Source organism: Clostridium sp. LS3, from assembly GCF_055330225.1.
On record NZ_CM143921.1, the window covers coordinates 1,319,974 to 1,332,910 of the forward strand.

At 27.1% G+C, this 12,937-nt stretch carries 13 protein-coding genes and 1 pseudogene; all 14 read left to right on the forward strand.

The window, feature by feature from the left end; translation table 11 throughout:
* Window positions 1-2 precede the first annotated feature (2 nt).
* Window positions 3-938: a Gfo/Idh/MocA family protein gene (locus ACZJV1_RS06040; protein ID WP_463651757.1), complete on the forward strand. Its 936-nt coding sequence runs from the start codon at window positions 3-5 to the stop codon at window positions 936-938.
* Complete coding sequence (locus tag ACZJV1_RS06045) at window positions 935-1,726, forward strand: acylneuraminate cytidylyltransferase family protein (RefSeq protein ID WP_463651758.1); 792 nt, start codon at window positions 935-937, stop codon at window positions 1,724-1,726. Before ACZJV1_RS06040 ends, ACZJV1_RS06045 begins: the two co-directional genes overlap by 4 nt.
* A 215-nt stretch (window positions 1,727-1,941) precedes the next feature.
* Window positions 1,942-2,205 carry a hypothetical protein gene (locus ACZJV1_RS06050; protein WP_463651759.1) on the forward strand — a complete coding sequence of 88 codons (264 nt, stop codon included), beginning with the start codon at window positions 1,942-1,944 and terminating at the stop codon, window positions 2,203-2,205.
* 41 nt (window positions 2,206-2,246) lie between these two features.
* A complete protein-coding gene (locus tag ACZJV1_RS06055; RefSeq protein WP_463651760.1) occupies window positions 2,247-3,338 on the forward strand; it encodes a DUF2920 family protein in 1,092 nt (363 codons plus the stop codon).
* A gap of 407 nt (window positions 3,339-3,745) precedes the next feature.
* Entirely contained in the window at window positions 3,746-4,606 is an 861-nt protein-coding gene (locus ACZJV1_RS06060) for a flagellin N-terminal helical domain-containing protein (RefSeq protein ID WP_463651761.1), read from the forward strand.
* A 579-nt stretch (window positions 4,607-5,185) separates the two neighbouring features.
* Entirely contained in the window at window positions 5,186-5,584 is a 399-nt protein-coding gene (gene flgB / locus ACZJV1_RS06065; protein WP_463651762.1) for a flagellar basal body rod protein FlgB, read from the forward strand.
* A 2-nt stretch (window positions 5,585-5,586) separates the two neighbouring features.
* Window positions 5,587-5,991 (forward strand): flagellar basal body rod protein FlgC, encoded by a 405-nt coding sequence (flgC, locus tag ACZJV1_RS06070; RefSeq protein ID WP_463651763.1) that lies wholly within the window; start codon window positions 5,587-5,589, stop codon window positions 5,989-5,991.
* Window positions 5,992-6,000: 9 nt separating this feature from the next.
* Complete coding sequence (fliE, locus tag ACZJV1_RS06075) at window positions 6,001-6,300, forward strand: flagellar hook-basal body complex protein FliE (RefSeq protein ID WP_411170339.1); 300 nt, start codon at window positions 6,001-6,003, stop codon at window positions 6,298-6,300.
* 20 nt (window positions 6,301-6,320) lie between these two features.
* Window positions 6,321-7,882, forward strand: a pseudogene (fliF, locus tag ACZJV1_RS06080) (flagellar basal-body MS-ring/collar protein FliF).
* Between the two features lie 4 nt (window positions 7,883-7,886).
* Window positions 7,887-8,903: a flagellar motor switch protein FliG gene (gene fliG / locus ACZJV1_RS06085; RefSeq protein ID WP_411170341.1), complete on the forward strand. Its 1,017-nt coding sequence runs from the start codon at window positions 7,887-7,889 to the stop codon at window positions 8,901-8,903.
* Window positions 8,887-9,645, forward strand: coding sequence for a FliH/SctL family protein (locus ACZJV1_RS06090; protein ID WP_463651764.1), 759 nt, complete (start codon window positions 8,887-8,889; stop codon window positions 9,643-9,645). The genes fliG and ACZJV1_RS06090 overlap by 17 nt, the downstream gene beginning before the upstream one ends.
* Window positions 9,646-9,660: 15 nt before the next feature.
* On the forward strand, window positions 9,661-10,971 hold the full coding sequence (gene fliI / locus ACZJV1_RS06095; protein ID WP_463651765.1) for a flagellar protein export ATPase FliI: 1,311 nt from the start codon (window positions 9,661-9,663) through the stop codon (window positions 10,969-10,971).
* Between the two features lie 14 nt (window positions 10,972-10,985).
* A complete protein-coding gene (gene fliJ / locus ACZJV1_RS06100; protein WP_463651766.1) occupies window positions 10,986-11,417 on the forward strand; it encodes a flagellar export protein FliJ in 432 nt (143 codons plus the stop codon).
* A 17-nt stretch (window positions 11,418-11,434) separates the two neighbouring features.
* Window positions 11,435-12,934: a flagellar hook-length control protein FliK gene (locus ACZJV1_RS06105; protein ID WP_463651767.1), complete on the forward strand. Its 1,500-nt coding sequence runs from the start codon at window positions 11,435-11,437 to the stop codon at window positions 12,932-12,934.
* The last annotated feature ends 3 nt before the right edge of the window (window positions 12,935-12,937 follow it).

Here is a 12,937-nt window from a genome sequence, read left to right on the forward strand (position 1 = left end):
GAATGAAAATATGCTTTGTTGGATTAGGATCAATTGGAACGAGGCATTTAAAAAATATTATTACAATTTGTAGTGATAAGCAAATAGATTTAGAAATACATGCTTTTAGGAAATCAAAAAAAAATATACCAGAAGATATAAGTAAGTTTATAAATAGAGAAACTTATGATATTAATAGTTTAGATAGTGATTATGATATAGTATTTATAACTAATCCTACATATAAGCATTATGAGTCTATGGTATTTTTTAAAAGTAGAACTAAGCATATGTTTATAGAGAAGCCTGTTTTTGATAAAAGTACTTATGATTTAAGTTTAATACTTCCAAAAGATAATAATTTAATTTATTATGTGGCTGCTCCATTAAGATATACTAACGTTATTGAAGATATAAAACAGATAATAAAAAAAGAGGTAATATATTCAGTAAGAGTTAAATGCTCATCATACTTGCCTTCTTGGAGACCGGGAGTGGACTATAGAAATGTATATAGTGCCCATAAAGATCAAGGCGGCGGAGTAAGTATAGATTGTATCCATGAGTTAGATTATATAGTATATTTATTTGGATTTCCAGAAGAGGTTATTAATGTTAAAGGAAAGTATTCTCATTTAGAAATAGATAGTGATGATTTATCTGTATATATTTTGAGGTATAAAGATAAAATTATAGAGGTTCATTTAGATTATTTTGGTAAAGAAAGAAGACGAGATATTGAAATATTAACAAAAGAAGGCATGATAGTTGGAGATTTAGTTAAAAGTCAGATAAGATTTCCTGATTTAAAAATAAAGACTTATGAAGAGGATAATAATCTAATATATATAAAAGAGATGGAGTGCTTTATTGATATGATTAATGGGAAGAAGGAAAATAGTAATTCCTTGATTAATGCAAATAAAGTACTTTCATTGGCAGAAGGAGTAAACATATGAATATATTATTTACTGTTTGTGGAAGGGCAGGTTCGAAGGGATTAAAGAATAAAAATTTAAAAGAGTTTTTAGGATATCCGTTAGTGTATTACTCATTATCTGCTATAGACCTATTTATAAAGAATAATGAGAAAAGATATAATATAGATATTTGTGTTAATACAGATAGTAAAGAATTATTTAGGATAATAGACGATACTAATTTAGCTGTAACAAAGATGGAGCGAGACTTAAATTTATCAAAGGATGATACTCCTAAGATTGATGTGATAAAAAATTCATTAAAGGTGTGTGAAATTAAAAATATGATTACATATGATGTGGTTGTGGACGTTGACATAACATCGCCTTTAAGAACAGTAAATGATTTACAAAATGTAATTGAGAAAAAAATTGAAAATAAAAGTTCAGATATAGTTTTTTCGGTAGTTGAGTCTAGGAGAAATCCGTATTTTAATATGGTTAAAGATTGTAATGGGATTATTTCAAGAGTGATAGACTCAAATTATGTAGCGAGGCAACAAGCTCCAGAGGTCTTAGATATGAATGCATCAATATATGCTTATGATAGAGAATTTTTATATGATGAAAATGTTGCTTCTATATTTGATGGCAAAGTAGATATTGTGAAGATGATTGATACAGCTGTATTAGATATTGATTCTGAAAATGATTTTGAATTTATGGAAGTAATAGCGAAGTATTTATTTGAAAAAAATATTTCAATAAGAGAAATTCAAAAAAATATAGAGAATATTTTAAATAACTATGAAAACAATATTGATTAGGGTTATGACTTTTTAATATTATTTCATAAATTAAAGTTTTTACATCAAAAACTTGTTTTTCACTTTGATATTCTTTTAGCTTTATTAGAATTTATAATATTTAATTATTCATAATTATCATCGCTGAATTATATAGTTTGATAATAAAATAATATCAGAAGGGTTTAAGGTTTATAAAATAAAAAAAGTATTTAAATATAGCGGATACATAGATAATGTCCAAATGTGATATGGCAATATCAGCATCAGGCTCAACACTTTATGAATTATGTGCTATGCAAGTTCCTACTATAGGAATAGTTGTTGCGGGTAATCAAAGAGATATTTGTAAAACTTTAAATAACATGGAAGTAATAATAGGAACTGATGATATTATATATAAAGATTTAGAAAAATTAGATAATATTATTAGAGAAGTACTGACTAATAAAGAATTAAGAGTAAAATTAATTAATAATCAAAAAAAATATTTTATATAGAGCATTTATTAAAAGTTACAAAAATAAAATGGAGGCATATTTTGGCTAAAGAATATGATATATATATATATGGTCATCCCAGTATTTATAAGACTAAAGAGAGAAAACTAAAAGTATATTTTTCAGAACCAGAAACTGGAGTTAATGAGAACACTGGAATATTACTATTAATTTCTGGGTTTGGAGCAAATTCAAATTCAAAAGTATATAAGAAAATGAGAAATTATTTTGCTGATGCATATAATCTAATAGTAGTACAATGTGATTTCTTTGGATGGGAATTTATGCAAAGCCCCAATAATATTTCCATAAACTTGAATAAAGAAGAGATGAAAAATATATTTAATAAAGAGGAAATAAATTATATTTTAAAAGATAAAGAATTTTTTAAGAGGCTATTAGAAGTTTCTAATAAATATAGCTATAACATCTTATGTAACGAAGTATTTGAAGAAGATTTAACGAATTTCAATGATATGGGAATAATGCAAGCATTAGATAATATTAGCGCAGTTATTAGTGTAATGGAAATAATTAAAGATAATGGATACAAATTTAATGAAGGCAAAGTAATTATCTATGGACATTCACATGGAGCTTATTTAGCATACCTATGTAATGCATTTGCCCCTAACTTATTTTCTATGATTATAGATAATTCATCATGGATTTTTCCAGTTTACCTAAAAGGCAATAGATATGTTAATAATATATATGGAAATACAACTTTGTCAGTACAATTCGATTATTTAGCAAAAAGAATAGATTATGATGAAGAAATTCTTTATCTGCCTTTATTATATAAGAAGTTTAAAAATAACTGCAGTATAGTTTCTTATCATGGGATAGATGATAGTTTGATCACTGCTAAAGATAAAGAAGACTTTGTTAAGTATGTAGATAACATATTTTTTTATAAGATATCGTCAAGTGAAATTGATGGACAAATGTTTAAATCAACACAACATGGATTAGGTGCAGATTTTATAAAGATGTTTGAATATGTTATGAAGAATAATAGTAGATTTAGAAATGATAAACAGATTTCTTTGAGCAATGTTTTATATGAGACAAGTAAAAGAAGTTATATTTTTGATTATAGTACAATAGTTCCGACATTAAAAATTAAATGATATTTTATTATCTTACTAGGTATCTACGATTTAAAAAAAGATAAATATAAATTAATATATCCTTTACTATGCTACATGATATCTATAGATTTATGTTTAATAAATAAAGAAATTTTTATTTTATAAGTTCAAATTTTTTATGCTATACATATATTTTTCTTTTTGATTTATTAAATTTACTTTCAATTTTATTTTATATGATCTAATATTTATTGAAATTTTTAGAACTTTTTGCTTAGTTTTAATTGCATCTAAAATTTTTACTATATAATAAAACAATAACTGTAGATTTAAGAGTTTTAAAAGTACAAGTTTAAATATTAAAGCTATACTATAAAGAAGTTTATTAGTATAACGATAATTTAAACATAAGTTGATAAATTATTATGAATATAGGAGAGAATATTATGAGATTAAATCAAAATATGCAATCTTTAAATGTGTATAAAAATTATAAGAAAAATTTATTTGTGCAATCAAAAGCTTTAGATAGAATAAGTACAGGAACTAAAATTAATTCAGCAAAGGATAATCCTAATAAGCTAGGAGTAAGTGAAGGGCTTAGAATGCAAATAAGAGGACTTCAAATGGCTGAGAGAAATCTTCAAGATGGAATTTCTATGATGCAAGCAACAGATGGTGCACTATCTACTGTTAGTGAAGCTTTAAATAGAATTAAAGAATTGACTGTACAAGCAGCTAATGGAAGTATGAATAGAGAAGATTTAAATATAGTTCAAGAAGAAATAAATCAATTAAAGGAACATATAGATTATACAGTAAACAATTCAGATTTTAATGGTGTTAAATTATTAAATTCAAATAAGGTTACTAACAATAATTATCCTAAATATTTAAATCATGTAGTGGGAGCAAATGCAAAGGAAGAAATAAATATTCCTGTCTTTAATATAACTACTGATATGCTTATTGATTCAGATGGAAATTCATTAAAGAATATAGATGTAACTAAGTCAGATGATTCAGGAAAGAATTTAAGTATTATTGAATCTGCAATTAAAACTGTAAACTCAGTTAGAAGTAGGTATGGATCAATTCAAAATAGGATGGATACTTCATCTCAAAATTTAGGTGGAAGTTCTTTTAATTTAGAAAATGCAGAAAGCAGAGTAAGAGATTCAGATCTTGCTTTAGAAATGGCAGAATATGCACGAACTTCTATATTACACGAGACTTCTATAGCTTTAATGGAACAAACTAACAGGTTTCCACAAGATGTTTTGAGAGTATTAGAAAATATGAAATAAATTTATCGACAGAGGAATTTTCAAATTTCCTCTGTTTTTTATATTTTCTAGGAATATAATATTTTACTAATATATACAAATTATTATATAATATTCAAAAGATAGAATTAGATAAATTAAATAATTATTATAGTATGAATATAAAAAAATGAAAAAAATTTTTATGAAAAATTATTATAGAAAAATAATTTAGATTAAATTATAGATTTAATGCAACAAACTAACAGATTTTCCGAAGACATTTTACGAGTTTTAGAAAATATGAAATAAATTTATCGACAGAGGAATTTTCAAAATTCCTCTGTTTTTTTCTTTTTTTTAAAATAAATACAATGTTTTTGATAATATGCTTAAAAATAATGTTACAATATGTAAAAATATATAGAATTCGATAAATTAAATGATTATTAGGTTATGAATGTAAAAATTTGAGGATGATTTTTATAAAAATTATTATAGAAAAATAATTTAGATTAAACTATAATATAAAAGTAGGAAAAATTTCGTAATTAATGCAATAAATAAAAAATATTTTTCTAAATTATAGAATAAAAAATGTTGTTTTAGGGAGAGAAGCTTATGAATATAAATAATAACGACAAAACATTGCAATTTATAAAACTTGGATTAGACGCTTCCTCGTTAAGAGGTAAGGTAATAGCAAATAATATGTCGAATATAAACACTAAAGATTACAAGAAGTCCTATGTTTCTTTTGAAGAAAATTTATCAAAGGCTAAAGAAAATTTTAGCTTGAAGAAAACTAACAAAAATCATTTATCTGGTAATTTAAATGATTCTTTAATCAAAGTAGAAACAGACAAAAGTACAAGCATGAGAACTGATGGTAATAACGTAGATATGGATTTAGAAAAAGTAAATCAAGCATCAAATACATTAATGTACAATGCTTTAATTACTCAAGCAAATTCGAAATTAAATATGACAAAGAGTGTTATATCAGGAGGAAATAGATAATTATGGGTTTATTTAATACTATGAGAATAAGTGCAAGTGGTTTATCAGCAGAAAGATTAAGAATGGATACAATAACGTCCAATATAACAAATGCTACAACAACAAGAGGGAAAGATGGAAAACCTTATGTTAGAAAAATTGCCGTATTTCAAGAAAATTTAGATAAGGCAAAGGAATTAAATGGTGTAAAGGCTGTTGGAATAGTAGAAGATGAATCTCAACTAAGAAGAGTTTATGATCCTAGCCATCCAGATTCTGATAAAGATGGTTATGTTACTATGCCTAATGTTAATTTACTTAATGAAATGGCAGATATGATAGCATCATCTAGAGCTTATGAAGCGAATGTTGATACTTTAAATGCTACAAAAGGTATGTTCACAAAATCATTAGAGTTAGGAAGGTAGAGATAAGAAATGATAATAAATAATTTTGTTCCAACTGAAAAGGTTTTTGAAAATAATATAGTGTCTGATAATAAAGTTAATTCTAATGGAAGTAATTTCCAAAATATTTTAAAGGATAGTTTAGATAAAGTAAATGAAAAACAAGTTGAAGCTGATAATATAACAAATGACTTCATTTCAGGGAAAAATGTAGATGTTCACCAAATGATGTTAGGTATGGAAGAAGCGAAGATGTCACTTCAATTAGCAATACAAGTAAGAAATAAAGTTGTTGAAGCAGTACAGGAATTAACTAGAATGCAATTGTAATATGGTAAGGAGTGCTATTGATGAATAAGCTTAAAGAAAGCTTTAGCAAGTTGTGGGAAAAATTCAAATCATTTAGTAAAGGTATAAGAGTTGCAATAATAATTGCTTTAGTAACAGTCATTATTGCAATAGGATCTTTGGTTTTTTATAGTTCATCTACTAAATATAAGGTATTATTTTCAAATTTAGATCCAAGTGATGCACAACTTGTAACAAATAAGCTAAAGGAAAAAAAAGTAGATATGAAGATTGAAGGAGAAACTATAATGGTTCCAAAGTCTTCAGTTGATGAATTGAGATTAGAGCTTGCACCAGAACTTTCAGGAGGAAGTAAAGGATACGAGCTAATGGATACAGGAAATTCATTTGGTATGACAGATGAAGAATTTAAGTTAAAGAAATTAGTAATGCAACAAGGTGAGTTAGAGAAAACTATAAAAAGTTTTCCTCAAATAGATACAGTAAGAGTACATATAACCCCTTCAAAGGATTCAGTTTTTGTAAAAGATAAAGAACCTGGAAAGGCAGCAGTTTATTTAAAACTGATTCCAGGAAATAAATTAGGTAAAGAACAAGTTGAATCAATAGTTGCACTTGTTTCAGGTAGTACCGAAAACATACCTAAAGAGAATATAGAAGTAATAGATAGCAATATGAATCTTCTTACTAAAGATTTAAATAAATCAGAAGGTGGAGAAGTAAGCGCAGAATCTATAGAAAAACAATTTTCTTTAGAAAAAAATATGAAGAGGATCTTCAAAAATCAATAGTTGAGCTTTTAGAACCAGTAGTAGGAAAAAGTAAGGTTAAAAGTTCTGTTAATGTTGATTTAGATTTTGATTCAAAACAAAAAACACAAACAACAATAGATCCTAATAAAGTTATTGTGAGTCAACAAACTGTTAAGGAAAATAATGGAGCAGGAGCAGGACAAAACAGTCAAGGGCCTGTAGATAATAATATGGGAAATACCATAGAAGAAAAAAATACTAATAATAATTCTTCTAGGGAGGAAGTAAGCACTAATTATGAAAGTGGGAAAACTGAAGTTAAGACTATTAGTGCACCAGGTGAAGTTAAAAGACTAACAGCATCTGTATTTATAGATGGAAATATAGATGGAAATGTACAAGCTGCTATTGAAAAATCTGTAGCAAATGCAGTAGGTCTTAACACCGAGAGAGGAGATAGTGTATCAGTAGTTGGAATGACATTTGATCCGCTTACTAAAGAAGAAGCTCAAAAAGAATTTGATTCTATAAATGAATTATTAGCAAAAGAAAAGAGAAATAAAATAATATTATATGCAGTTTTAGGTATATTAGCACTTATTGGTGTAATAGTAACTTTAATTTTAATTAGAAAGAAATCTAAGAAGAAGGAAGCGGCAAAAGAAAACTTATTAGATGTTATCATAGATGATAGACTTTCAGGAGAAGATACAGTAGCTATGCCGTCTATAAACTTTGAAAGTATAAATCCAAAAGCTCATATAGAGAATGAAATAAAGCAATATGCAACTGACAAACCAGATCAAGTAGCAGATATAGTGAAATCTTGGTTGGCTGAGAATGAGAGGTGATAAGATGGCAAGGGATTCATCAAAATTAAATGGAGTACAAAAAGCTGCTATATTATTTATAACACTTGGACCTGAGGCATCATCAGCAATTTTAAAGAAGCTTCCAGAACAAGAAATACAAAAGATAACATATGAAATAGCTAATATATCTTCTGTTACTTCGGAGCAGAGGCAAACTATATTAGATGAATTTTTAGAAATGAATAAAGCAAGGGATTATATTATAGAAGGTGGTATAGAATACGCAAGAACTTTACTTTCAAAAGCTTTAGGAACACAAAGGGCAAATGATATATTAAGTAAAGTAACTGAAGCTACTCAACAGTATAGGCCATTTGCTATTGCTAGAAAGGCTGATGCACATCAACTTTTAAACGTAATAAGTTATGAGCATCCACAGACAATAGCACTAATACTGTGCTATCTTCAAGCAGATAAAGCAGCACAGGTTTTAGCAGAATTACCAGAAGATACTCAAAGTGAAGTAGCATATAGAATAGCTACTATGAGTAATACATCTCCTATGGTAATTAAGGAAATAGAAAAAGTTTTAGAAGGTAAATTAAGTAGTGTTGTTAGAAGTGAAATGACTTCACTTGGTGGAGTTGAAACTTTAGTTGATATTTTAAATCAAGTTGATAGAACAACAGAAAAGAATATTACTGAAAGCTTAGAGAGAGAAGATGCAGAACTTGCAGATATAGTTAAGAGCTCAATGTTCGTATTTGAAGATATTATCACTCTTGATGATGTATCTATACAAAGAATTCTTAGGGAAGTTGATGGTAAGGAGCTTGCTCTTGCACTTAAAGGATGCTCTGATGAAGTTGCTAATGTTGTTTACAGAAATCAGTCTAAGAGGGCAGCAGCGGCACTTAAGGAAGATATGGAATTCTTAGGACCTGTAAGATTAATGGATGTAGAAAAAGCTCAACAAAAAGTTGTTTCTATCATTAGAAGGTTAGATGATGCTCAAGAAATAATAATTTCAAGAGGTGGAGAAGATGCAATTATCATATAATCTTATAAAAAGAAATTCTGCCTTAGAATCTTCTAAAAAGAAAATACAAACAAATTATATTACTAAAGCAGAAGTTTTAGAGGATGAAAGTGAACAAGAGAAAAAGTCATTAGAGCTTGAAATTAAAAAAAGCTATGAAAGTCTTGGAGCTAATATATTAAAAAAAGCTAAAACTGAAGCTGAAGAATTAATAATGGATACTAGAAAAAAAGCTGCTGAAATAGAAAAAGAAGCTTATGAAGATGGATATAATCAAGGCAAAGAAAATGGCTTTGAAGATGGATATAAAGAAGGTCTAGAAAAGGTAAGAATAGAGACTGAGGGAAATGTTAGGGAAAATATAGAAGAAGCAGAAAGAATATTAAAGTCTGCAAACTTTGAATACAAAGAATATTTACAAGAAAAAGAAAAAGAAATTATAAAGATAGCTTTTGAAATGGCAAAGGTTATAGCTAAAAAAGAAATAACAGCTTCTGATGGGATTTTACCTTTATTAAATAATATTTTAGAAGAAGCTAAGAGTGAGGAAAATATAATAATAAAGTGTAATCCAGTACATGTAAATTCAATTGAAGATAAAATAGACTACTATAAAAAGGCTTATGCTATAAAAGGAGATATATTTATACTAGAAGATCCTTTAATGGAAAGTGGAAATGCAGCAATAGAAAAAAATACTGGAAAAGCTATAGTTGGTTTAGATATTGCTTTAGAAAAACTTGAAGAAGCATTATTTAAGTAGTCATTAGGTGAAGATATGATAGATATAGATTTTGATTTACTAAATAAAAAAATTCAAGAAGTTAATACATATTATTTAGAAGGTACAGTTAAACAGGTAATAGGACTTACTATTGAAGTACAAGGGGTCAAGGCTTTTGTAGGAGAACTTTGTACTATATATAATCAGGAAAATGAGCCTATTAAATGTGAAGTTGTTGGATTTAGAGAAGATGCAGTTTTGCTTATGCCTCTAGGAGAGCTTATAGGAATTTCTCCAGGTTGTAGAGTAGTGCCAGAAAGAAAGCCTTTAGAAGTAAAATGTTCAGATGATTTGCTAGGAAAAATTCTTGATGGATTAGGTAATCCACTTCAAGGAGAGGATATTTTTCAAGGAGACGGATATCCTCTTGAAAATCAACCGCCAGATCCATTATCAAGAAAGAGAATAACAGAAATTCTTCCTACAGGAGTTAGAGCTATTGATGGGTTTCTAACTGTTGGAGAGGGGCAAAGAATAGGGATTTTTGCAGGATCAGGAGTTGGAAAAAGTACAACCTTAGGTATGATAGCTAGAGAAGCAGAAGCAGATATAAATGTAATTTCTCTTATAGGTGAAAGAGGAAGAGAGGTTTTAGAGTTTATAGAAAAAGATTTAGGGCCAGAAGGAATGAAGAAATCTGTTGTTGTATGCGCAACTTCAGATAAGCCGGCCTTAATAAGAATAAAAGGAGCGTTAACAGCTACAGCTATAGCAGAATATTTTAGGAACAAAGGCAAGAAAGTTATTCTTATGATGGATTCTGTAACTAGATTTGCAATGGCTCAAAGGGAAGTTGGACTAGCTATTGGTGAACCTCCTGCGCAGAAAGGATATACTCCTTCTGTATTTGCAAAACTACCTAAGCTTATGGAAAGACCAGGAACATCTGATAAAGGCTCTATAACAGCTTTTTATACAGTTTTAGTTGATGGAGATGATTTTAATGAACCTATTGCAGATACTGTAAGGGGTATATTAGATGGACATATAGTATTATCAAGATCATTAGCACACAAAAATCATTATCCAGCAATAGATATTTTAAATAGTGTTAGTAGACTTATGCCCAACATAGCGTCGGATATTCATAAAGAATGTGCTTCAACAGGAAGAGATTTGCTTGCAACTTATAAAGAAGCAGAAGATTTAATAAATTTAGGAGCTTATGTAAAAGGAAGTAATAAAAAAATAGATATAGCAATTCAATATAATGACAGATTAAATAGTTATTTAAAACAGGGAATTGAAGAAAAATCAGATTTTGATACTTCTTTAGAAAATCTAATTTCTATGTTTAGAAGTTAAAGGGATGGATAAAGATGGCAGATAAATTTAAGTTTAGTCTAGAGAAACTTCTTGAAATAAGAACAGAAAAAGAAGAAGAAAGTAAAAGATTATTTACTAAAACACAAAGAGAAAAACAAATGGAAGAGGAAAAGCTAAATGGCCTTAAATGTAATTATGAAAAATATAGTGGAATAAATAAAGGAGAAAGTTTAGCTTATCAAAAAATAAAAAGAAATTATTTATTTGCTTTAGATAAGGGAATTGACGAAACTGAAAAAAACTTAAATGTAAAACTAAAGGAACTTGATATAAGAAGAGAGGATTTGCTTAAAAAGCAAATAGAAAGAAAAACAGTAGATATATTAAAAGAAAGAAAATCTACAGAGTTCTATAAGGAATTAGACAGACAGGAACAAATTTTAATTGACGAGCTTGCTTTATATGCATATATGAGAAAGCATTGAAAGGAGGTGAGTAAAGGATGATAAATACAAAGGCTTTTATTAACTTAGAAAGTAAATTACAAAATTCTAGGGTGAATTTAAAAAATGATGTTTTAAAGAGTGAAAATAAGATTAAAGAAGGGTTTAAGGAATATTTTAATCAAGAGGTTAAAAATAATTCTTCTAAAGAATTAACTCTAAACAATGTGAAATCAAAAGATAGTAATGCTAGCCAAGAGCCATTAGTATCAAAAAACTCTAATAGTGATGAAAATACCTTAACTAAACTATCTAACAAATTAAATGAAATATCAGAAAAAGAAGATTTCCCGGGAAATGATTTGGATATAGACTCTTTAAGTGAAATTTTAGTTTTACTTTCAAGTTTATTAAATAAAAATATTTCTAATGAAAATTTATCAAATATTAATATAGAAGATGAAAATCTTATTGGTATTAATTTAGAGAAGCTAAGCTCTGAAGATGTAGAAAAAGTATTCTTAACATTATTTAATGGACAAGAAGAAGTAAAGTCTAATAATTCATTAATAGATATAAAGCTTTTAGATATTAATAATAAAAATACTTCCACTGATTTAAAAGATTTATTAAAAGAAGCAAAAACATTAACGGATAGTATATTAGAAAATATAAAATCAAAAAATTTAGATGAAACATCTGTTGATAGCTATAAAAAACAATTAGCTAATAAAATTTTATCTTTAATAGATTTATTACCAAAAGAAAGCATAGAAAAGATATCCTCTAATATTGGAGATGAAGATAAAACAAAAATTATCACTAGTTTATTAAGTGTAAAAAACTATGAAAATGAAGATAGTATTAATAGTAAATTATCTGAAGTTGAAAGTGATACTAATAAAACTCCAATTATAGCAAAAGTAGAAAGCAAATTAAATAATGAATCTAGCTATGATGAAAATTTAAATAGTAATGATTCATTAAAAAAATATGATATTGATGAAAATAGTGATGAGGATAAAATATTATCTAAAATTATAGATGGAGATAATAAGGGTTCATTTTCAAAGATATTAAATTCTTATGATAAATTTAATAAAATCAATATAGAAACAATTAAAGAACCTGTAGCTGTTAATAAGCAAACTCTAGACTTAGACATAATAAAAAATGTTAAGTTTATGATGAAGAATGCAATGCAGGAATTAAAGGTGAAAGTATATCCTAAAGAGCTTGGTGAAATGACAATTAAAATTCTTTCAGAAGAAGGAATAATGAGAGCAGAAATAAAAGCAACATCAAAGGAAACATACAATTTATTAAACTCTAATTTACAAGATATTAAGAAGAGTTTATCAGAACAAAATATAAGAATTCAAGAAGTAAATATAGGAATATATAACGAAGATACAACTTTCTTTAGTGGTAAAGAGAATTCATCAGAAAACTTTAAAAATGGGCAAGAAAGTACAAGTAGTGGAAAGGTTATATTTACTGAAGAAGATGAAATAAGAGAAGATTTACTTAATGAAAGTAATGTAAATTTATTAGCATAAGGG